20 protein-coding genes are annotated in these 21,875 nt (G+C 41.9%); 15 read left to right on the top strand and 5 right to left on the bottom strand.

The window, feature by feature from the left end:
- Positions 1 to 73: 73 nt before the first annotated feature.
- On the top strand, positions 74 to 1,912 hold the full coding sequence (gene typA, locus MHH40_RS03380) for a translational GTPase TypA (RefSeq protein WP_003212439.1): 1,839 nt from the start codon (positions 74 to 76) through the stop codon (positions 1,910 to 1,912).
- Positions 1,913 to 2,008: 96 nt separating this feature from the next.
- Positions 2,009 to 2,290 (top strand): YlaH-like family protein, encoded by a 282-nt coding sequence (locus MHH40_RS03375; RefSeq protein WP_044334035.1) that lies wholly within the window; start codon positions 2,009 to 2,011, stop codon positions 2,288 to 2,290.
- Positions 2,291 to 2,321: 31 nt separating this feature from the next.
- Here the strand turns inward: MHH40_RS03375 and MHH40_RS03370 are convergent, their stop codons facing one another.
- Together MHH40_RS03370 and MHH40_RS03365 are read right to left on the bottom strand one after the other, a co-directional pair.
- Complete coding sequence (locus MHH40_RS03370) at positions 2,322 to 2,552, bottom strand: YlaI family protein (RefSeq protein ID WP_003210787.1); 231 nt, start codon at positions 2,550 to 2,552, stop codon at positions 2,322 to 2,324.
- Between the two features lie 101 nt (positions 2,553 to 2,653).
- Complete coding sequence (locus MHH40_RS03365; RefSeq protein WP_050945115.1) at positions 2,654 to 3,271, bottom strand: YhcN/YlaJ family sporulation lipoprotein; 618 nt, start codon at positions 3,269 to 3,271, stop codon at positions 2,654 to 2,656.
- 140 nt (positions 3,272 to 3,411) lie between these two features.
- Between MHH40_RS03365 and MHH40_RS03360 the strand changes: the two genes are divergently transcribed.
- Positions 3,412 to 4,734, top strand: coding sequence for a PhoH family protein (locus MHH40_RS03360; protein ID WP_050945114.1), 1,323 nt, complete (start codon positions 3,412 to 3,414; stop codon positions 4,732 to 4,734).
- Positions 4,735 to 4,750: 16 nt separating this feature from the next.
- On the opposite strand, the gene MHH40_RS03355 is transcribed toward MHH40_RS03360, so the two are convergent.
- Entirely contained in the window at positions 4,751 to 5,233 is a 483-nt protein-coding gene (locus tag MHH40_RS03355) for a hypothetical protein (RefSeq protein WP_050945113.1), read from the bottom strand.
- 119 nt (positions 5,234 to 5,352) lie between these two features.
- Here MHH40_RS03355 and glsA point away from each other — a divergent pair, with 119 nt between their 5' ends.
- The 5 genes from glsA (at position 5,353) to MHH40_RS03330 (ending at position 13,367) form a co-directional block, all read left to right on the top strand.
- Complete coding sequence (gene glsA / locus MHH40_RS03350) at positions 5,353 to 6,282, top strand: glutaminase A (RefSeq protein ID WP_050945112.1); 930 nt, start codon at positions 5,353 to 5,355, stop codon at positions 6,280 to 6,282.
- A gap of 122 nt (positions 6,283 to 6,404) precedes the next feature.
- Entirely contained in the window at positions 6,405 to 6,686 is a 282-nt protein-coding gene (locus tag MHH40_RS03345) for a YlaN family protein (protein WP_034318078.1), read from the top strand.
- A 210-nt stretch (positions 6,687 to 6,896) separates the two neighbouring features.
- Complete coding sequence (gene ftsW / locus MHH40_RS03340; RefSeq protein WP_044142014.1) at positions 6,897 to 8,108, top strand: putative lipid II flippase FtsW; 1,212 nt, start codon at positions 6,897 to 6,899, stop codon at positions 8,106 to 8,108.
- Positions 8,109 to 8,188: 80 nt separating this feature from the next.
- On the top strand, positions 8,189 to 11,635 hold the full coding sequence (pyc, locus tag MHH40_RS03335; protein WP_050945111.1) for a pyruvate carboxylase: 3,447 nt from the start codon (positions 8,189 to 8,191) through the stop codon (positions 11,633 to 11,635).
- A 298-nt stretch (positions 11,636 to 11,933) separates the two neighbouring features.
- Positions 11,934 to 13,367, top strand: a complete 1,434-nt coding sequence (locus tag MHH40_RS03330) for a cryptochrome/photolyase family protein (RefSeq protein WP_050945110.1) — start codon at positions 11,934 to 11,936, stop codon at positions 13,365 to 13,367.
- A 40-nt stretch (positions 13,368 to 13,407) separates the two neighbouring features.
- Here MHH40_RS03330 and MHH40_RS03325 read toward each other — a convergent pair whose 3' ends face one another.
- Positions 13,408 to 14,331 carry a COX15/CtaA family protein gene (locus tag MHH40_RS03325; RefSeq protein WP_003210766.1) on the bottom strand — a complete coding sequence of 308 codons (924 nt, stop codon included), beginning with the start codon at positions 14,329 to 14,331 and terminating at the stop codon, positions 13,408 to 13,410.
- Between the two features lie 393 nt (positions 14,332 to 14,724).
- On the opposite strand from MHH40_RS03325, the gene cyoE reads away from it, so the two are divergent.
- The 6 genes from cyoE to ctaG all read left to right on the top strand — a co-directional run bounded on the left by cyoE (position 14,725) and on the right by ctaG (position 20,887).
- On the top strand, positions 14,725 to 15,642 hold the full coding sequence (gene cyoE, locus MHH40_RS03320; protein WP_003211774.1) for a heme o synthase: 918 nt from the start codon (positions 14,725 to 14,727) through the stop codon (positions 15,640 to 15,642).
- A gap of 278 nt (positions 15,643 to 15,920) precedes the next feature.
- Positions 15,921 to 16,988, top strand: coding sequence for a cytochrome c oxidase subunit II (gene coxB, locus MHH40_RS03315; RefSeq protein WP_003212202.1), 1,068 nt, complete (start codon positions 15,921 to 15,923; stop codon positions 16,986 to 16,988).
- Between the two features lie 166 nt (positions 16,989 to 17,154).
- Positions 17,155 to 19,026 (top strand): cytochrome c oxidase subunit I, encoded by a 1,872-nt coding sequence (ctaD, locus tag MHH40_RS03310; protein ID WP_050945109.1) that lies wholly within the window; start codon positions 17,155 to 17,157, stop codon positions 19,024 to 19,026.
- Positions 19,026 to 19,646: a cytochrome c oxidase subunit III gene (gene ctaE / locus MHH40_RS03305; protein WP_445661688.1), complete on the top strand. Its 621-nt coding sequence runs from the start codon at positions 19,026 to 19,028 to the stop codon at positions 19,644 to 19,646. The genes ctaD and ctaE overlap by 1 nt, the downstream gene beginning before the upstream one ends.
- Before the next feature lie 2 nt (positions 19,647 to 19,648).
- Complete coding sequence (ctaF, locus tag MHH40_RS03300; RefSeq protein WP_003211520.1) at positions 19,649 to 19,978, top strand: cytochrome c oxidase subunit IVB; 330 nt, start codon at positions 19,649 to 19,651, stop codon at positions 19,976 to 19,978.
- 30 nt (positions 19,979 to 20,008) lie between these two features.
- Entirely contained in the window at positions 20,009 to 20,887 is an 879-nt protein-coding gene (ctaG, locus tag MHH40_RS03295) for a cytochrome c oxidase assembly factor CtaG (protein WP_012009845.1), read from the top strand.
- Positions 20,888 to 20,918: 31 nt separating this feature from the next.
- Here ctaG and MHH40_RS03290 read toward each other — a convergent pair whose 3' ends face one another.
- On the bottom strand, positions 20,919 to 21,284 hold the full coding sequence (locus MHH40_RS03290; RefSeq protein ID WP_050945108.1) for a YugN family protein: 366 nt from the start codon (positions 21,282 to 21,284) through the stop codon (positions 20,919 to 20,921).
- A 161-nt stretch (positions 21,285 to 21,445) separates the two neighbouring features.
- Between MHH40_RS03290 and MHH40_RS03285 the strand changes: the two genes are divergently transcribed.
- A complete protein-coding gene (locus MHH40_RS03285) occupies positions 21,446 to 21,868 on the top strand; it encodes a CBS domain-containing protein (RefSeq protein ID WP_050945467.1) in 423 nt (140 codons plus the stop codon).
- Positions 21,869 to 21,875 lie beyond the last annotated feature (7 nt).

The following is a 21,875-nucleotide window of genomic DNA, read 5'->3' as shown; positions in this document are numbered from 1 at the left end:
GAAAAACGATCGGCATTTAAAGGGGATTGTGATATAATATGAAAGTTATCTAATTATTTTAGGAGATGAAAATGTGAAACTTCGAAAAGATCTTCGCAACATCGCAATTATTGCCCACGTTGACCATGGTAAAACGACGCTTGTTGACCAATTGCTCCATCAAGCTGGTACTTTCCGTGCGAATGAAAATATCGCTGAGAGAGCCATGGATTCAAATGATTTAGAGCGAGAGCGCGGTATTACGATTTTAGCTAAAAATACTGCGATCCATTATAAAGATACACGCATTAATATTTTAGATACACCAGGACACGCCGATTTCGGTGGTGAGGTTGAGCGTATCATGAAAATGGTAGATGGTGTACTTCTCGTTGTGGATGCTTATGAAGGCTGTATGCCTCAAACACGCTTTGTGCTGAAAAAAGCACTTGAGCAAAACTTAACACCAATCGTTGTTGTCAACAAAATTGACCGCGACTTTGCTCGTCCGGCTGAAGTAGTCGATGAAGTAATCGACTTGTTCATTGAATTGGATGCAACAGAAGAACAGCTTGAATTCCCAGTTGTCTATGCATCAGCAATCAATGGTACAGCAAGTAACGATGCGAGCAAGCAAGATGAAAACATGGAATCTTTGTTTGAAGCCATTGTTAACCATATCCCTTGCCCAGTTGATAACCATGAAGAGCCGCTTCAATTCCAAGTGGCACTACTTGATTACAATGATTATGTTGGAAGAATTGGGATCGGCCGTGTATTCAGAGGAACAATGCAAGTAGGACAGCAAGTAGCCTTAATGAAAGTTGACGGCAGTGTGAAACAATTCCGTGTGACGAAGATTTTTGGTTTCCAAGGGTTAAAACGAGTGGAAATCAACGAAGCGAAAGCAGGAGATCTTGTTGCTGTTTCTGGAATGGAAGACATCAACGTAGGTGAAACGGTTTGTCCGGTTGAACACCAAGAGGCTTTGCCAATCCTTCGTATTGATGAGCCGACACTTCAAATGACGTTTGTTGTTAACAACAGCCCATTTGCAGGCCGTGAAGGGAAATACGTAACATCACGTAAAATTGAAGAGCGCTTAGAGCAGCAGCTTCAAACAGATGTCAGTCTTCGTGTTGATCCAACTGCTTCACCTGATGCGTGGGTTGTATCTGGACGCGGAGAGCTTCACTTATCCATTCTTATTGAGAATATGAGACGTGAAGGATTTGAATTACAAGTATCGAAGCCAGAAGTTATTGTAAAAGAAGTTGACGGTGTTCGATGTGAGCCTGTTGAACGCGTTCAAATTGATGTACCAGAAGAGCACACTGGCTCTATCATGGAATCAATGGGCGCACGAAAAGGTGAAATGATTGACATGATCAATAATGGTAATGGTCAAGTTCGCCTGATCTTTACAGTGCCTTCACGTGGTTTAATCGGATATACAACTGAATTTCTTTCATTAACTCGTGGTTTTGGTATTTTGAACCATACGTTTGACAGCTACCAGCCAATGCAGTCTGGTCAAGTCGGCGGACGCCGTCAAGGAGTTCTTGTTTCAATGGAAACAGGTAAAGCGACTGCTTACGGAATCCAAGGCGTTGAAGAGCGCGGCGTGATCTTCGTTGAGCCGGGTGTTGAAGTATACCAAGGAATGATTGTTGGTGAGCATAACCGTGAGAACGATCTTGTTGTCAACGTAAGCCGTATGAAACAACAAACAAACGTGCGTTCAGCGACGAAAGATCAAACGGTGAGCATGAAAAAACCACGTATTATGTCACTTGAGGAATCTCTTGAGTACTTGAATGAGGACGAATACTGTGAGGTTACACCTGAATCAATTCGTTTAAGAAAGAAAATTTTAGATAAAAACGAACGTGAGAAATCAGCGAAGAAGAAAAAGCTAGCAGGATTATCTTAATTCCATGAAGAATTAAAGAGATAGAACCCTGAAAGATAAGGGGAGGGAATCTTTTTGAATGATCAGGAAGTAAGTGAAAATCTATCCTTTTTCGCGATGCTGTTTCGTGTCGATGAAAATCCGCAAACAGGGATGTGGCTCCTATATGGCACCATCCTTGTTTTAGCGATTATTGTTTTTAAGCTCGGCTTTGCTAGACGTTTACCGATTTTAAAAGCGCTCGTGATTTACTTGTTTTTGATTTTTGGTTGCACGTTTCTCACATTTCTAGGAATCTTCCTGCCAGTAGCGGAAGGCCTAGTTGTGGCAGCTGCCATTTTGATTATTTATAAAATACGGCTGCATCGTGCGAAAAAAGAAGGAACAGTGAATACGTAAAAAAAGACCTGAACATGTGTCAGGTCTTTTTTTATGTCTTTTGTTCTTTTTTTCCTTTTTTCTTCTTTTTCTCTTTCGTCGCAGGATCTTGATAAAGAGAGAATCTGCCAGTCTTGATGCGTGCTTCTGTCTTTACTTTAATACGTTCCTGACAGTCATCGCACATATATGTATGAATCGGTCGATTTCTTAACCGCTTAGCAACGAGTGTATCATCATCAATGGTTTCAAGCTTCTCACATATTGAGCACTTCACTCTCATCCTTTTCACCTCACTTATTGCATTTATTATAGCATGTTTTCCAGCTACTTAAAATCAGCGTATAAAACGGCTTATATCACAGGAGATATAAGCCGTTCTCTTTATTTCTTCTGATTCATATGATGGTTTGATTGATCGTTTTGATGTTCGTCTAACTGCTTTTGATCATTTTGTTTGAGCTGATCATTCGGCTCATTTGTCGGATCTGTTTCGTGGCGATCAATTTCATTTCTCGGCATCTCTGGCATCACGCGGCCGACGATGGCGGCTAGTTCATCCATAATCCCACTGACAGGACGGCCTGCTTGTATTTCTTTGCCCATTTCTTTTAACCGGCTGACTGTATCCGGATCAGCGACCACAACAGCATTCGCACCTTCTGGATCATTTTTCAGTGCTTTTGCAACTGAATATTTAATGTTTTCTACTTTGCTTCTATCTAAATCATCTTTTACATCAATACCAACAACAGCATAGCGGCCGATGACGATCGCCGTTGCATCATTGACATCTGCTACGTGCTCTGTCACTTTGACAAGATGCTGCGCAACATCTGTAGATGACCGGGCTTGATTGGTCTTTTTCTTCGTTGAGTCTGACACCCGTACTACGTGCTGGCGTCCATCTTGCTTGTCTAGTGCCTCTGGCTTTTCTTGCTGCTGACAAGCGCCCAACAGAATGATGGCTTGAATCATGAATAATGTCAAAAATAGTCGCATCTGTATTCCCTCCTTCACAAACTGCATGATTTATTTTATTGTTGAATTAACCTTCTAACTTTATTCATGAAAACATATATTTTAACAATCGTTTTGGGAAAGACAAGGATGAATGAAACCCCGATCAGGAGGCGAAGGACCTGAGTAAAATTTATGTATTAGACACAAATGTGTTATTACAGGATCCGAATTCAATCTTTTCATTTGAAGACAACGAGGTCGTCATACCAGCCGTTGTGTTAGAAGAAGTAGACTCAAAAAAGAGATATATGGACGAGGTTGGACAAAATGCCCGGCGCGTCTCACGCCTAATCGACGGTTTAAGATCGAAAGGGAAACTGCATGAAAAAATTACACTAGAGTCAAAAGGGACGCTACGCATTGAACTGAATCACCGCTCTTTTCATGAGCTTCAAGAAATTTTTATTGAAAAAACGAACGATAATCGAATTTTGGCAGTCGCGAAAAATTTAAGCTTAGAGGAAGAAACAAAGCCTCATGGCAGGCCTGTTATTTTGGTCAGCAAGGATGTGTTAGTGCGGGTAAAGGCGGATGCTATAGGGCTTCAAGCAGAAGACTTCTTAAGTGACCGTGTTTTGCAAAATGAGGACATCGATAATGGCTATCATGAGCTCTACATTCCGACTGAGCAATTGAATACATTTTATAAGCAAAATCAATTACCAATAAAAGAGGTCACAAGCGCACCATTCAACCCTCATCAATTTGTCATCATGAAGGGAAATGAAGGTGGTTCTGCTTTAGGAATGCTTGATCAAAAGGCAGAGCATGTAAAACGTCTCGTTTATGATCAAGAGCATATTTGGGGAATCCGTCCAAAGAATGTCCAGCAGACGATGGCACTCGAGCTGCTTTTGCGCCGTGACATTCCGCTCGTGACACTGATTGGAAAAGCGGGGACTGGTAAAACATTGCTTGCACTTGCTGCCGGATTAATGCAGACAGAGGACCTCGGTATGTTTAAAAAGTTGATCGTGGCGCGCTCCATTGTGCCTGTCGGGAAAGATATAGGATATTTGCCTGGAGAAAAGGAAGAAAAGCTCAGACCATGGATGCAGCCGATCTATGACAACCTAGAGTTTTTATTTAATACAAAAAAGCCGGGCGAGCTTGATGCGATTTTGTCGGGAATTGGATCTATTCAAGTCGAAGCATTGACGTATATTCGGGGAAGAAGTATACCTGATCAATTTATTATCATTGATGAGGCGCAGAATTTAACAAAGCACGAGGTGAAAACATTATTAACGCGAGTCGGAGAGGGAAGTAAAATTGTGCTCATGGGAGATCCAGAGCAGATTGATCACCCTTATTTAGACAGCTTAAATAATGGGCTTACGTATGTGATCGAGCGGTTCAAAGGGCAGCAAATATCTGGACATGTCAAGCTTGTCAAAGGAGAAAGGTCTGGACTTGCACAGCTTGCCGCTGATTTGCTATAGTCCAGACCATCTGTTCTTATGTAATGATCAGCTCTTTGACACCTTTTATCGGCTGAGTGAGGTTGGACTGATCCGCGAAATAGACGTGGATGGGTCCTTCTTCTGTGATTGGCTTACCATGTTGGCTGAAATGAGCAATGCTTTCCATTGCCTGAGAAAGCGGCACAGCAATTGTACCTGTCTCTGTGACAAATTCGCATGTATCCGCATGTTCAAGCGGCTCAGCATTTTTTAGCATATCGCCAAGCTTCATCCCGAAGCTGCCTGTGACGAGTCTTTCCTTTTCGTACTTCTTCTCTGTTTTTAACGTAGGTGGAAGAGTTTGACCTTCTCTTATGACCCGCTCTTGGTCAAGCTCCTGATCTAGCTGCTTCTCTTCACTTGCTGCATTTTTTTCAAAGAATGAATCCATTAAAAATTTGCGGTCATCAAAAATCCATACACTTGGATCAATGGTGATCTTGTACTGTACGTTCCCCTTGATTTGAATGATGCTCATGTTCAAGACAACCCCTTTCCAACATAAATTATAGAAGTTTTCTCCCGCTTTGTCACTTTCATAAACATGCTGCACCTTGTACACACTAATCATACATGAAAGATAGGGAGTGTATGAGCATGGCATGTCGCGACAATGAAGAGCTTCAGCGATTTGTAGAAGAAGCAAAAAAAGTGGCCAAAGATGGTCAAGTAGCATCCTATATTCCCGCTCTCGGCAAAGCGGATCAGACGGATTTATCTGTGGCAGTGTATCATGTGAGTAATACGTGCCACTCAGCTGGAGATGTAGATAAACGATTTACGCTTCAAAGCATTTCAAAAGTATTAGCACTGGCGCTTGTGCTCTCAGAAGAAGGGCCAAAAAAAGTCTTTCAATTTGTTGGACAAGAACCAACAGGTGACCCGTTTAATTCAATGATCAAACTGGAAACAGCGAGTCCGAATAAACCGCTGAATCCAATGATTAATGCAGGGGCGCTCGCAGTCACGAGTTTAATCAGAGGAGCGACTCCGCAAGATCAGCTGGGCCGGTTGCTCAGCTTCATTAGAGAGCTTGCAAATGACAAAAGCATTACATACTGCAAGGAAACAGCTGCCTCCGAATTTGAGACATCGATGATTAACCGGGCAATGTGCTATTATATGAAGCAATATCATATTATTAGAGGGAACGTAGAGGAAGTCATGGACGTCTATACGAAACAATGTGCCATCATGATGAACAGCTTGGATTTGGCGAAAATTGCTTGTGTTTTTTCATTAGACGGCAGACATCCAGAAACGGGGAAGCGAATTCTTTCAAAAGATGTCGCTAGAATTTGTAAAACCTTTATGGTGACGTGCGGCATGTACAATGCGAGCGGAGAATTTGCCATTAACATCGGAATTCCTGCAAAAAGCGGTGTCTCAGGCGGGATTATGGGAGTTGCACCATATGATTTTGGAATTGGTATCTTCGGTCCGGCTTTGGATGAAAAAGGGAATAGTATTGCTGGGATTAAGCTGCTTGAGCTGATGAGTGAAAAATACGAGATGAGTATCTTTTAATGAAGGAGGGCTTCTTTTTATTTTTACAAAGCGAACTGTACAAATCTGCTTGCAATTTTGGGCGTTTCGCTTTATGATAAATAGAAGAATTAGGTACTCGCCTGGGGAACGGAGGGATACTTTTGGCGTCAGAAATTTTAGTCGATCATCGGCAAAAAGCACTGTCTTTATTAAAATTGGATGCAGATAAAATTTTAAAATTGATCCAAGTGCAAATGGACAACTTAACGATGCCGCAATGTCCTCTTTATGAAGAGGTTTTAGATACTCAAATGTTCGGATTATCGAGAGAAATTGATTTTGCTGTCCGGCTTGGATTAGTTGATCAACATGAAGGTAAGAAACTACTCGATAAACTTGAGAGAGAGCTTTCCGCACTTCATGATGCGTTCACAAAAAAATAATGATTGAAAACTCAAACTTCCTTAACATAAGTTTGAGTTTTTTTGTCCTCTATTTTCTTTTCATTGTTTCATGTCAAACGGACTTGATTCATTCATGAATGACGAACAATATAAAAGAGGTAAAACGAGATCAAACGGAGAAAATGTAGTAGAATAAAAACAGCTAAGAGGATATCAAGCAGTAGAAACAGACGTTAGGAAGAGGATTATATGTTAAAGAGAATGCTAAAATCGTATGACTACTCATTATTGTTCGCCATTATTTTAATTAGCGCATTCGGTTTGGTCATGGTGTATAGCTCAAGTATGATTACATCTGTGATTAGATACGATGCCGCGCCAGATAATTTTTTTAAGAAACAGCTTTTATTTATGATCGTTGGAGCCGTCATCTTGCTCTTTACAGCATTAGTTCCATATCAGCTGTTTTCAAATAAGAAATTTCAAATCGGTATGCTGCTGCTATCCGTTTTTTCCCTCATCTATGTGTACTTTGGCGGTCATATTGCAGGGAACGCAAGAAGCTGGATTAAAGTAGGCCCATTCAGTCTTCAGCCAGCGGAATTTGTGAAGATTGTCGTTATTATTTATCTTGCTGCTGTTTATGCAAAAAAGCAGCATTATATTGATCATATTTTACGAGGAGTCACACCTCCAATCGTGATTGTTTCGATCTTATGCGGATTTATCATTTTGCAGCCAGACTATGGGACAGCCTTTATCATTGGCATGATTGCTCTTGCGATGATTTTATGCTCAGGGTTTAGCGGGAAAACACTTGCGAAGCTGCTGGCGTTATTTAGTGCCGTGATGGTCATCGTAACCCCATTTATTATTCTGTTCTGGGATAAAATATTCACGCAAAATCGCCTCGGGCGTTTTGAGAGTTTCCAAGATCCCTTTAAAGATGCAGGGGATACTGGACATCAATTGATTAATTCCTATTACGCCATTGGATCAGGCGGCTTTTTTGGACTGGGTCTAGGAGAAAGCGTTCAAAAGTACGGGTATCTTCCAGAGCCGCACACAGATTTTATCATGGCAATCATTTCAGAAGAGCTTGGCTTTTTCGGAGTATTTTTTGTACTCGCTCTCCTTGGCTTCATCGTCGTGAAAGGTTTTTATATTGCAAGAAAGTGTGAAGATCCATTTGGAAGTTTGCTTGCAATAGGAATTTCCTCCATGATTGCGATCCAAACATGCATTAATTTAGGCGGTGTTTCAGGTCTGATTCCGATTACTGGGGTCACTCTTCCATTTATTAGCTACGGGGGATCGTCCATCATTTTACTGAGCGGTTGTATGGGAATATTGCTGAATATCAGCATGTTTACTGAATATAAAGAGCGTTACAAAAAGAAAAAATCAATGAGCAAGCCATCAGTTCAAAAAAATGGATTGCAGAAAACTTTGAATCTTTAGAAAACAAAAGTGTACAGTTTTCATTTCTTCCTTTATTATAGAGTACATATAAAATTTTAAGGGATATGGAGGAGTGAGAAATGTCACAGAGAACAATTCAAAAGGTTCTAGTTGCAAACAGAGGGGAAATTGCTATCAGAGTCTTCAGGGCCTGTACGGAGCTCAATTTACGTACAGTAGCCATTTATTCCAAAGAAGACTCGGGCTCTTATCATCGCTATAAAGCAGATGAAGCATATCTAGTTGGAGAAGGAAAAAAACCGATTGATGCCTACCTTGATATCGAGGGGATCATCGAAATTGCAAAACGAAATGATGTGGATGCGATCCATCCAGGTTACGGATTTTTATCTGAAAATATTCATTTTGCAAGACGATGCGAAGAGGAAGGCATTCAATTTATCGGTCCAACTTCTCAACATTTAGATATGTTTGGAGATAAAGTAAAGGCAAGAGAAGAAGCGAAAAAAGCTGGGATTCCAGTCATTCCAGGAAGTGACGGACCAGTTGACTCGGCCGAAGAAGTCGAAAAATTCGGTGAAGAATACGGTTACCCGTTTATTATTAAAGCTTCACTAGGCGGCGGCGGCCGGGGTATGCGGATTGTCAGAACGAAAGAGGAGCTGAAGGAAGCCTATGACCGTGCGAAGTCAGAGGCAAAAGCGGCTTTTGGAAATGACGAAGTATACGTTGAAAAACTGATTGAAAATCCGAAACACATTGAGGTGCAGGTGATTGGTGACAATCACGGCAATATCATTCATTTATATGAGCGTGACTGCTCTGTTCAAAGGCGGCATCAAAAAGTTATTGAAGTGGCGCCAAGTGTGTCTCTTACAGATCAACTGCGTGAAGACATTTGCGAAGCGGCTGTTCAGCTGGCTCGGAATGTATCATATATCAATGCAGGAACTGTAGAATTCCTTGTTGCAAATGGAGAGTTTTACTTTATTGAAGTCAATCCAAGGGTACAGGTAGAACACACGATTACTGAAATGATCACTGGTGTCGATATCGTCCAAACCCAAATTCTTGTCGCAAAGGGCTATGACCTTCACAGCAAGGAAGTCGGTATACCAAAGCAAGAAGATATTTTCACACATGGTTTTGCCATTCAATCAAGGGTTACAACAGAAGATCCTTTAAATGATTTTATGCCAGACACAGGGAAAATTATGGCCTACCGTTCAGGCGGGGGATTTGGTGTACGACTTGATACAGGGAACAGCTTTCAAGGTGCAGTCATTACACCTTATTACGATTCACTATTGGTCAAGCTGTCCACATGGGCGCTCACATTTGACCAAGCGGCTGCTAAAATGGTTCGAAACTTACAGGAATTCAGGATTCGCGGAATTAAAACAAACATTCCGTTTCTTGAAAACGTGGCAAAGCATGAGAAGTTTCTAAAAGGGGAATACGATACGTCGTTTATCGATTCAACGCCAGAGCTATTTAATTTCCCTAAGCAAAAAGACCGTGGAACGAAGATGCTGACTTATATTGGTAACGTGACCATTAATGGATTCCCTGGTATTGCGGAGAAAAAGAAGCCTCATTTTGATAAGCCTGTTGTACCGAAGCTTCCGCTCAAGCAAGAGATGCCATCTGGGACTAAACAATTGTTAGATGCGCATGGACCTGAGGGCCTTGCCAATTGGGTGAAAGAACAAAAGAGCGTCCTTTTAACAGATACAACCTTTAGGGACGCGCATCAGTCTCTGCTTGCGACCCGCTTCAGAACTCATGATTTAAAGAAAGTAGCCCAGCCGACAGCAGGTTTATGGCCAGAGCTGTTTAGTATGGAAATGTGGGGCGGTGCTACATTTGATGTTGCGTACCGTTTCTTAAAAGAAGATCCTTGGCAGCGATTAAAAGAGCTTCGCCAAGAAGTGCCAAACACGTTGTTCCAAATGCTTTTAAGATCATCAAACGCTGTCGGATATACAAACTATGCGGATAATGTGATTAAAGCATTTGTAAAGGAATCTGCCGAGGCAGGCATTGACGTGTTCCGTATTTTCGATAGCTTAAACTGGGTCAAAGGCATGACACTTGCCATTGATTCTGTTCGTGAATCAGGCAAAGTGGCAGAGGCAGCCATTTGTTATACGGGGGACATTCTCGATCCATCTCGTCCGAAATATGATCTTAAGTACTATGTATCTCTTGCGAAAGAGCTTGAATCTGCCGGTGCACATATTTTAGGTATTAAAGATATGGCGGGATTATTAAAGCCGCAGGCAGCTTATGAGTTAGTCTCTGCTTTAAAAGATGAACTCACAATCCCTATCCATCTTCATACACATGACACGAGTGGAAATGGACTGTTCACCTATGCAAGGGCAATTGATGCAGGTGTTGATATTGTCGATGTGGCCGTCAGCTCTATGGCAGGACTCACATCGCAGCCAAGCGCAAGCTCACTGTACTATGCTTTAGATGGGCATGAAAGAAAGCCAGACATGAACGTCCAATCGGTCGAACACCTTTCTCAATATTGGGATTCTGTTAGAAAATACTACCGTGAATTCGAAAGTGGCATGAATTCACCTCATACAGAAATTTATGAGCATGAAATGCCTGGCGGACAGTATAGTAACTTGCAGCAGCAGGCGAAAGGTGTCGGACTTGGAGACCGCTGGAACGAAGTAAAAGAAATGTACAGACGTGTGAATGACATGTTTGGTGATATTGTGAAGGTGACACCTTCCTCTAAAGTAGTCGGAGACATGGCACTTTATATGGTGCAAAATGATTTAACAGAGGAAGATGTCTATGAAAAAGGAGCAACTTTAGACTTCCCTGATTCTGTTGTGGAGCTATTTAAAGGCTATTTAGGCCAGCCGCATGGCGGGTTCCCTGAAAAATTGCAAAAGCTGATTTTAAAAGGAGAAGAACCGCTCACTGTCAGACCTGGTGAAAAGCTGAAGCCAGTTGACTTTGAAGCTATTCAGCAGCAGTTCAAAGAATCTCATGACCTGACGCTGACAGAGCAAGACGCGATTGCGTATGCCTTATATCCGAAAGTCTTTTCTGAATTTGTCCAAACAGCAGAAAGCTACGGAGACATCTCTGTTCTTGACACACCAACTTTCTTCTACGGGATGAGGCTTGGTGAAGAGATCGAGGTAGAAATCGAAAAAGGAAAAACCCTCATTGTTAAACTCGTGTCAATTGGAGAACCGAATCCAGATGCCACAAGAGTTCTTTACTTTGAGCTAAATGGACAGCCGCGTGAAGTCGTGATTAAGGATGAAAGCATCAAATCATCCGTTCAAGAAAAAATGAAGGCGGACCGCTCAAATCCAAATCACATTGCCGCATCAATGCCAGGCACTGTCATCAAAGTGCTCGTGGAAAAAGGACAGAAAATCTCGCAAGGTGAGCATTTGATGATCAATGAAGCCATGAAAATGGAGACGACTGTACAAGCCCCATTCACTGCGGTCGTAGATGAAATACATGTGACAAATGGAGAACCGATTCAAACCGGAGATCTGCTGATTGTTTTAAAGCCTGAATAATAAGTGAGACACATCCATCGTGATGTGTTTCAGCGTGTAGACAAACCCTCGCATTCTTTGTCAGGTCTGCGCTTCGGTGCTCACGAATGTCAAATTCGCTCCGCTCCGGTGCTCGCCCTTCCTAGACTGCAAAGGTTTTCTATCACGCTGAAAAGAAGACAAAGGGCTAAAATAAAAATCATTTTAGCCCTTTGTCTACAATCTGAGACACATCCATCGTGATGTGTCTTTTTTTGAGCGCATTAAAATGTGCAGCAGCCTGCGAGAGTGATTACACTATAGAGTGAGGTGAAGAAAGTTGGAAATTGTCGTGATTTGGTTTCGCCGAGATATGCGATTAGATGATCATATCGCCTTGTCAAAAGCGATCACTTATGCAAAAAAACACGAGTACAAATTATTGGCTCTTTATCATCTAGATCCATTCTTTACTGAAATGGAAATAGATATAAATAACGAACATTTCTTTCAAAACTTGGCGCATTTCGTCAAGGAAGCGAGAGAATCTCAAGTGTATGTTCACCTTCTCCATGATGATGTCCTGCGCGCCTTTCAGCAGGTCATGGAAGTGTATGACATCAAAGCCGTCTTTTTTAACGAAGATGAGGTGGGTATCGGTCAAAGGCGTGACAAGCAAGTAACCGATTTTTTAGAAAAGAAGGGCATTCATGTGTCAACATGGCAAGATACACACCTTCACGGTGCGCGAGATATTTTAAAAGCAGATGGGTCACATTATCAAGTGTTTACCCCATACTATCAATCATGGCGTAAGCAAGAAAAGCAGCCTGTGATAAAAGTTGACAAATCATTTTTTAGCAGCGAGCATACGATTTGTGATGAGCCACTTTCGCAAAAAGGAAATGATAAACTGCGAGAATTGATAAAGGGCTGCTCAAGGAAGTTTGATCAAATTGGCTCAGACAAAGCGATGAACACGCTTCATCAATTTATCCAAAAAAGATTAACGCGTTACCATGAGAAACGAGATATTCCGTCTGTTTTTGGAACGAGCAAGCTGTCGCGGTTCTTAAAAACAGGCACTATTTCGATTCGAACGATCTTTCATGCGATATATGAAGAAGCACTCTATGAAGACGAGGGCAGAGAGACTTTTATCAAAGAGCTGGCATGGCGTGATTTTTATCATATGATTTATGCGCATTATCCTGAGATGAAAGAAAAAGAAATCAATTCGGCGTTTCAAGGAATGGAATGGAATGAAGATGAGACGCTGTTTGAAGCTTGGTGTAAAGGAGAAACAGGTTTTCCGCTCGTTGATGCAGGGATGAGACAGTTAAATGAGGAGGGCTGGATGCATAACCGCTTGCGGATGGTTACAGCTTCATTTTTAACAAAGGATTATTTGATTGATTGGAGAAAGGGCGAATCGTATTTTGCAAAAAAACTTGTGGATTATGATGAGGCGTCAAATATCGGGGGATTTCAGTGGGCAGCCTCCGTCGGAACAGATGCGGTGCCGTACTTCCGTATTTTCAATCCGACCACTCAGTCAAAGCGATTTGATCCGAGCGGGGAATTGATTAGAAAATATGTACCAGAGCTAGAGCGTGTCGATGAAAAATGGATTCATGAACCAAGTAAAATGCCGATTGATGAGCAATTGAAATCGGGCTGTGTGCTAGGTGATACATATCCGCTGCCGGCAGTTGACCACCAGGAAAGACGCAAAAAAGCCATTTCGCTATTTGAAGAAGCAAAACAACAATAAAACAAATCCCCCATTCCATATGGAAGGGGGATACAAATTCTTATTTGAATGGTTCTTTGCTTTCATATTTAAACCGTGCAATGAGTAGACAGAAGTAACAGAGTACTCCAAACAAACAGGAAATAAAGAATGAATGAGCCAGCGCATAACCTAGTGCGAGCTGAGAATACACAGACATCACACCTGAAATCGCTTGAAGTGTAATGAGAATGGCTGAAATGATCCATCCATAATACAGCTGCTTCTGTTCTTTATAATGTTTCATGGCATGGAACATCGCAACAAATATCCAGACGAATAAAAGAAGTGCTGCTGCTCGGTGAGACATTTGCACCCACTGATTAAAGTATGCTGGAAGTGCACCGTCTTTTGAACAAAACGGGAAAACAGAGCAAGCAAGGCTTGACTTTGTATGCCTCACATAAGCACCCGTGTACACCACGATATACGTATAGGTGATCAAACCATAAATATGAAACTGCATTTTTTTGCCGATATGAAGCGGCTTCACAAGCTTTGTTTCAGATCGGGTTGCCTCAAATACAAGAAGCGCAAGCAATAACACTGAAGCAAAAGAAATGAGTGAAATACCGAAGTGCAGTGCCATGACAAGTGCGTTGGAACCAAACACGACGGCAAGAGCCCCTAACAGCGCTTGTAGCAGTAAGAATATAATCGACATGATGACCAAAAATTTGGTTTCACGGAATACTGGACTAATCTTTTTCCAGCATAAGACCGCCAGTGCCAAGACAAGAATGGTTGAAACCCCTGTTGACATGCGGTGACTCCATTCGATGATGGAAGCAGGGTTCATTTCAGGGAAGAAACGACCGTGGCAAAGGGGCCACTGCCTGCCGCAGCCAAGACCCGAGCCGGTTTTCGTCACAAGCGCACCGCCAATCAAAACGATCAGCATCACAAACGTTGTGATCACGCTCAATAACCTTAAAGCAAATTTCATCAAATTATTTCACCTTCTCTAAAAAACTTCTGATCTAATTGAAAAACCTCACATGCTCTCAAGTTTAAGCCAAATGCGTGTTCTGTTGCAATTCATAATGACCAAAGTTCACAAAAAAATGATATGTTAGTTCACAAAGTTTACAGATTTAGAGTGCTTGATCTTTCTTTCACAGTCTGATAGAAATAGAGGAGAGAATATTTCATTTTGCACCGCCTTCTGAAACACAGATAAATCCTAATAAATTCACTAAAAGTTCACAAATAACTTCGAGATTGTCGTTTATTATTTAATAGGATGTTTTTTTACAGCTGTTTATCTTGTATGATAGAGTTGTAACGAATTTACGTTTCATTGTTTGTTTGAAGGTTTGGGCAAGGGAGGTTATACACATTGGCAAATTCCAAAACAGCCGCGGAAGCAGCTATTCATGGACAAATAGAAGAAACAACAGCTTGGAAAGATTTTCTTGCTCTGATTAAAATGGGCATCGTCAATTCCAACTTCATTACAACATTTACTGGAATGTGGCTTGCTTTTTATTTTACAGGGATGAGTTTCCTTGGGAATCTTGATATTGTGCTGTTAACAATGATTGGTTCTTCTCTTATTATTGCCGGTTCATGCGCCATTAATAATGCGTTTGACCGTGATATTGATATATTAATGGAAAGAACAAAAACAAGACCGACGGTTACAGGTAAGATTCAGCCGGGGCAAGCGTATGCATTTGGTATTTTGCTTGTTGTACTTGGACTCATCATGCTTCTGATGACAACTATCACATCAGCAGTGATTGGATTTATCGGAGTCTTTACTTATGCGGTTCTTTACACCATGTGGTCTAAACGCCATTACACCATTAATACCGTTATTGGAAGTGTATCTGGTGCGGTGCCGCCATTAATCGGCTGGACAGCTGTCACAGGTACAATCGACACAACGGCTTGGGTTTTGTTTATGATTATGTTCATTTGGCAAATCCCGCACTTCCTGTCACTTGCGATTAAGAAAACGGAAGATTACCGTAAGGCAGGTATTCCAATGCTGCCAGTCGTTTATGGCTTTGAAGTCACGAAGCGCCAAATCATCATTTGGACAGCATGTCTTCTCCCGCTTCCATTTTTCTTAGGTGGATTAGGATGGCCGATTGTAGCACTTGGCACATTGCTGAATATTGGATGGCTCGTCATTGGCCTTATGGGCTTTAAAATGAAAGACGTCATGAAGTGGTCAACGCTCATGTTCGTTTATTCATTAAACTACTTAACCATCTTTTTCGTCGCGATGATTATTATTACACTATTCTAGAGTAAAATACACTTTGATCACATCAAAACAAGGCTATATCTTATAACACAACATTTTCTAACAACTATGAAAGCCGCCTGATATTCAGTTCTATTTAGGCGGCTTTCTGTTTATACATAGATGGTATTTTGAGTAAAAACATCATTTTTTTATGAAAACAGGAAATGTAAGTGCTTTTATAAGAGGCGGGGGTTATGGATGGGTGAAAAGTGATTTTATAAATAAGAGGTAAAAAGCGAAAGGCAAAGGAGATCAAGCAAAAGGGGTTGGGACAAATTATGATAAGAAAATGGCGTGTTTATTCACTGTTTCTCTTATTGACGCTCGTTTTGGCGGGCTGTGGTGAACCATACTTATCAACACTCAAACCAGTTGGGGAAGTAGCAGATAAACAATTTTTCCTAACGGTACTGAGTACACTCATTATGGTTCTTGTCGTCATTGTTGTATCGATCATTTTCTTTTACGTCATCATTAAATTCAAACGTTCTAAAGTTGGAGAAGATACGATTCCAAAGCAGGTGGAAGGGAACCGTAACCTAGAAATTACGTGGACAGCGATTCCGATTCTTCTCCTCATTATTCTCGTTGTGCCTGTTGTGGCATACACGCTTGAGCTTGGGGATACAAGCGCTATGGATAAGAAAAAACGAGATCCTGAAAAGACACTTGTTGTCAATGTAAGAGCCAGTTTATATTGGTGGGAATTCGAATACCCTGATTATGGGATTGTCACGAGTCAGGAATTGATTGTACCGACAGATCAAAAGGTCTACTTCAAGCTGAAAGCATCTGATGTGAAACACTCTTTCTGGGTTCCATCGGCTGGCGGTAAAATTGATACAAACACAGATAATGAAAACAAGTTTTATTTAACCTTTGATTCAAAACGAACGAAAGATGCAGGAGAATATTTCTACGGGAAATGTGCGGAGCTTTGCGGTCCCTCGCATGCTTTAATGGACTTTAAAGTTAAAACGCTTTCTCAAGATGAGTTTTTAGGATGGACGAAAAAAATGGCTGATTACAAGAAGCCTACATCCACAAAAGATCTTGCCCTTGAAGGTGAAAAATTATTTAAAGAGAAAAACTGCTTGAGCTGTCACGCAGTAGAGCCTGGGGACGAACGGCCGGAAGCAGCAAGGACAGCACCAAACCTTGCAACCTTCGGAGAGCGAACGAAAGTAGCTGGAATTAAAGACATGAACAAAGAAAACGTGAAAGCATGGCTGAAAGATCCAGAGAGCTTTAAACCAGGAAATAAAATGACAGGGACGTACCCTAAATTAAATGACTCAGAAGCAGATGCACTTTATGAGTATTTAAAAGGACTTAAAATCGAGTAATTTCTAATAGGAATGTGTAAGAGGGTATGTAATCGATGTGAAGTTTTTGTTAAGAGCTCCCGAATATGTCTCTACAACCAAGAAGTAGCCATCTGTCAGACACAGTCTGTGTAAAGTTAAAACATCTATATGAAAAGGGGCAAATGGGAGATAAGAGGGGGATTTCATGGTGAGTACTATAGCTAAAAAGCGGGGGTTTGGCGCTGTCTTATGGGATTACTTGACGACGGTTGACCACAAAAAAATTGCCATACTATATTTAGTGGCAGGGGGATTTTTCTTTTTAATTGGCGGCCTGGAAGCGATGATAATCCGTATTCAGCTAGCCATCCCTGAAAATGATTTTGTAAGTGCAGGGTTTTACAATGAAGTCATGACGATGCATGGAACAACGATGATTTTCCTTGCAGCAATGCCGCTTTTATTTGCATTAATGAATGCGGTTGTACCTATTCAAATTGGTGCACGTGACGTAGCGTTTCCATTTGTGAATTCACTTGGTTTTTGGCTGTTCTTTTTCGGAGGAATTTTCTTAAATCTTGGATGGTTTATGGGCGGGGCACCTGATGCAGGCTGGACTGCATACGCTTCGCTCACGCTGAATTCGGAAGGACACGGCATGGATTTCTATATTTTAGGGTTGCAGATAGCGGGTATTGGTACGCTAATTGCCGGAATCAACTTTCTTGCAACGATTATTAATATGAGAACGCCTGGTATGACGTATATGAGAATGCCGCTCTTTACTTGGACGACATTTGTCGCCTCAGCACTGATTTTATTCGCATTCCCGCCGCTTACTGCAGGGCTTGCGATGCTGATGCTTGATAGAATGTTTGATACGAGCTTTTTTAATCCAGAGCTCGGCGGAAATACAATCATCTGGGAGCATTTGTTCTGGATTTTCGGACACCCAGAAGTTTATATCTTAATCCTGCCAGCATTCGGAATATTTTCTGAAATCATTCCAGTGTTTGCAAGAAAAAGGCTGTTTGGGTATTCGTCGATGGTGTTTGCGACTGTATTGATTGGTTTCCTTGGATTCATGGTGTGGGCGCATCACATGTTCACAACTGGACTTGGTCCGATTGCCAATGCCATCTTTGCTGTAGCCACAATGGCGATTGCGGTGCCGACAGGAATTAAAGTATTTAACTGGCTGCTCACTATATGGGGCGGTAATGTGAAGTTTACAACGCCAATGCTGTATTCCGTTGCCTTTATACCGTCGTTTTTACTTGGCGGGGTAACCGGAGTCATGCTTGCAGCAGCTGCAGCAGATTATCAGTTCCATGATACGTACTTTGTTGTGGCGCATTTCCACTACGTCATTATCGGCGGGGTTGTATTCGGTATTTTAGCTGGTGTGCATTACTGGTGGCCGAAGATGTTTGGAAAAATACTGAATGAGAAGCTTGGGAAAATTGGCTTTGTGCTGTTTTTCGTCGGTTTCCATTTAACCTTCTTTATCCAGCATTTTCTCGGTCTTTGGGGCATGCCGCGCCGAGTCTTTACATTCTTGCCGGGTCAGGGGCTAGACCTTGGGAACTTGGTCAGTACGATTGGGGCACTGTTCATGTTTGTAGCTGTTGTCATCATGCTGATTAATATCATCTGGACGACAGCAAAAGGGGAGCGTGTATCGGGCGATCCTTGGGGAGATGGAAGAACGCTTGAATGGGCAGTGTCTTCACCTCCGCCAGAATATAACTTTAAACAGCTTCCGCTTGTCAGAGGACTAGATCCATTATGGATTGAAAAAATGGATGGTAAAAAAGGAATGACAGCATCTGAACCGCTCGATGATATTCACATGCCGAATAATTCCATCTTACCTGTCATTATCTCATTCGGTCTATTTGTGTCAGCGTTTGGCTTCATGTATCGTCAAGAGCATAGCTGGGGGCTTCCAGTGATTCTCATTGGTCTTGGCATTACATTTGCGACCATGCTGGTTCGCTCTCTTAAAGACGATCATGGGTACCATATTCACAAAGAAGATTTGACCGATGACGATGATAAAGGGGTGAAAGCATAATGGAACCACAAAAAATGACAGCAGAAACTTTTCCGGCTTCTCCTGAGAAAGCCACGTTAGAAGGAAAGAATAAGTTCGTCGGGTTCTGGTTGTTTCTTGGGGGAGAAACCGTTCTGTTTGCATCGCTCTTTGCCACGTATTTGGCGCTGAAAAACTCTAATGCAGGCGGAGCAAAAACAACTGATATGTTTGATCTCACGCTTGTCTTTATTGCCACGATGCTACTACTAACGAGCAGTTTAACGAGTGTGTATGCAATGTATCATATGAAAAACTTTTCCTTTAAAAAGATGCAGCTTTGGCTTGGTGTGACTGTGCTATTAGGTGCTTCATTTTTAGGGGTTGAGATTTATGAGTTCTATCATTATGTGCATGCGTATGATTTTACCATTACCAGTTCAGCTCTTGGTTCCTCCTTCTATACACTTGTAGGAACTCACGGGGCTCACGTCGCCTTTGGACTTTGCTGGATTACCGCTCTTATGATTCGAAATATGAGACGCGGACTCGATTTATACAATGCGCCGAAATATTATGTGGCAAGTCTGTATTGGCACTTCATTGATGTTGTGTGGGTCTTCATCTTTACCGTTGTATATTTAATGGGAATGGTGGGATAAGAATGGGAAATAAAAACACAAATCAGTCTAAAGTCGATCTTGTATACCGTAAAAAGAAAAATGCCGAAGAAATGAAGCATCAGCTCATTTCTTTCGGCTTGATGATTGGATTAACCTTTGTTGCCTTTTTAACAATCGCTTCTGAAGACGTAGGAAACTGGTTCGCAGTACCATTTATTTTACTGCTTGCCGTTATTCAGGTGGCTTTTCAGCTTTATTATTTTATGCACATGAACCAAAAAGGGCATGAAACACCCGCATTGTTTCTTTACTCAGGTGTGTTTGTCGCGTTTATTACCGTATTAGCCTTTTTGACCATTATTTGGTGGTAAGCCCGCTTTGCCCTTGAAGGAGGCGCAGCAATGGAGAACTTAGAAATATTCGGATTTCGGGCATTATGGAGCCCTTACTATTTGACTAGTATTGTCATAGCAGCTGCTCTTTATCTGCTTCTTGTGACAAAGGGGAAGCATCGTGCGACGGTAAAAGAGAAAACGTTGTTTCTGACGGGGCTTGTTCTGTTATACGCCGTAAAAGGAAGCCCAATTGATTTAATGGGGCATATTATGTTTAGCGCACATATGGCGCAAATGGCGGTGCTCTATTTAGTCATTCCGCCTCTCCTTATTACAGGATTACCTGCGGCCATTTGGGAGCGGATCATACAAACACCAGGCATTCAGCAGATGTTTCGTTTGTTTTCCAAGCCTTTAATTGCATTGCTTGGGTTTAACGGCTTGTTTTCGATGTACCATATTCCGCTTGTGTTTGACTTTGTGAAAACAGATCCGTTTTATCATGCGCTGATGACAGTGGTCATTTTTATCGCTGCCTTTTTCATGTGGTGGCCGCTCGTTCATAAAGTCCAAAGTCAGCCTCAGATTACAGGCATTTTAAAGCTTGGTTATATCATGGCAGACGGGATATTAATGACTCCTGCGTGTGCACTCATCATGTTTAGTGAGGCGCCGATCTATGCAACCTATTCTGATGCTGGTGCTTGGATACAGGCGCTGCATCTATGCGTACCAAGTGATACGCTGGCAGGTCTTGCGCTCACAGGTCCTGAAATGTTCCATACCTTGCCGCTGCTAGAAGACCAGCAGCTAGGCGCGATTTTGATGAAAATTATTCAGGAGATTGTGTACGGCTCGATCCTTGCTGTTGTCTTCTTTGACTGGGCAAGAAAAGAAAGAGCGAAAGATGCCGTACCAGATGCCCTGATTCCGAAATATGAATGAAAAAAGCACAGCCGGATGGCTGTGCTTTCGTTTATGCTTCTGCAGTCATTGCTTCTAGTTTTTCTTTCAGCTGTTCAAGTGTTTTTTTGCTTGATTGGATGAGAGACTTAGGGAAATCTTCGCCTTCGCCGTATTCAACACCGTGCGGATAATAATGTTTTCCGAGTAAAGGTGTGAGAAGCTGTATGTGTGCTCTTTTTGAACCTACATCTCCTTCGGTGGCGTAGCCGGAAATGCGTAAATAAAAGGTTCCCTCTACCATGTTAAACTTTCTGTCGTACGTCACACGCTCATAATCCCATTGATCGGCTCGTACAAATCCTTCACTTTCCATGATGAAATCTAATTTATTTAAGTCAGCTGCTACCTTTTCAATCCCCGTACCTTCAAACTTCACCCAAAACCCCTCCTTATAAAAATTCCCTTTACTGACAATCATAGTATGAAAGCGTTAAACTTTCAACTGTGAAAGGTATGTTCTTTTATAACCTGGTTACAGTAATAAAGAAAATAACAGATGGAGGAATCAACGTGAAAACAAAAAAAATCAAAGATATTATGACAAAAAAAGTAGTGACATGTCAGCAAGATGACAATACGTATGAAGCGGCAGTCAAAATGAGAGAAGCAGACATTGGAGCCATTCCCGTGGTTAACGGAGATCAGCTCGTTGGTATCGTGACAGACCGTGACCTTGTACTCAGAGGCATTGCAGAAAAAAAGCCAAACTCACACGAAGTAGGCTCGCTGATGACGAAGGAAGTACTGACAGCAGAAGAAGATGCAACGCTTGAAGAAATTGTCCGGCTGATGTCAGAGCACCAGCTTCGCCGCATTCCTGTTGTGAAGAACGGTGCATTAACAGGGATTGTCGCTCTTGGAGATTTATCCGTCGAAGATTTATCGAATGATCGCGCAGGAGATGCACTGACAGAAATCTCTCAGCAGGATCAAGATCATGGGCAAGGATTTCTTCATTAAGAGGGGC

Source organism: Bacillus sp. FSL K6-2431 (genome assembly GCF_038005165.1).
Taxonomy (GTDB): domain Bacteria; phylum Bacillota; class Bacilli; order Bacillales; family Bacillaceae; genus Bacillus; species Bacillus pumilus.
Note: the sequence above shows the minus strand (reverse complement) of the source record. Positions and strands in the feature narration are given on the sequence as shown.

Bases quoted from the DNA above. Each gene is read 5' to 3' on its own strand.
- MHH40_RS03375 (WP_044334035.1), top strand. From the start codon at position 2,009: ATGCTGTTTCGTGTCGATGAAAATCCGCAAACAGGGATGTGGCTCCTA.
- MHH40_RS03370 (WP_003210787.1), bottom strand. From the start codon at position 2,552: ATGAGAGTGAAGTGCTCAATATGTGAGAAGCTTGAAACCATTGATGAT.
- MHH40_RS03365 (WP_050945115.1), bottom strand. From the start codon at position 3,271: ATGCGACTATTTTTGACATTATTCATGATTCAAGCCATCATTCTGTTG.
- MHH40_RS03355 (WP_050945113.1), bottom strand. From the start codon at position 5,233: ATGAGCATCATTCAAATCAAGGGGAACGTACAGTACAAGATCACCATT.
- glsA (WP_050945112.1), top strand. From the start codon at position 5,353: ATGGCATGTCGCGACAATGAAGAGCTTCAGCGATTTGTAGAAGAAGCA.
- ftsW (WP_044142014.1), top strand. From the start codon at position 6,897: ATGTTAAAGAGAATGCTAAAATCGTATGACTACTCATTATTGTTCGCC.
- pyc (WP_050945111.1), top strand. From the start codon at position 8,189: ATGTCACAGAGAACAATTCAAAAGGTTCTAGTTGCAAACAGAGGGGAA.
- MHH40_RS03325 (WP_003210766.1), bottom strand. From the start codon at position 14,331: ATGAAATTTGCTTTAAGGTTATTGAGCGTGATCACAACGTTTGTGATG.
- coxB (WP_003212202.1), top strand. From the start codon at position 15,921: ATGATAAGAAAATGGCGTGTTTATTCACTGTTTCTCTTATTGACGCTC.
- ctaD (WP_050945109.1), top strand. From the start codon at position 17,155: ATGGTGAGTACTATAGCTAAAAAGCGGGGGTTTGGCGCTGTCTTATGG.
- ctaE (WP_445661688.1), top strand. From the start codon at position 19,026: ATGGAACCACAAAAAATGACAGCAGAAACTTTTCCGGCTTCTCCTGAG.
- ctaF (WP_003211520.1), top strand. From the start codon at position 19,649: ATGGGAAATAAAAACACAAATCAGTCTAAAGTCGATCTTGTATACCGT.
- ctaG (WP_012009845.1), top strand. From the start codon at position 20,009: ATGGAGAACTTAGAAATATTCGGATTTCGGGCATTATGGAGCCCTTAC.
- MHH40_RS03285 (WP_050945467.1), top strand. From the start codon at position 21,446: ATGACAAAAAAAGTAGTGACATGTCAGCAAGATGACAATACGTATGAA.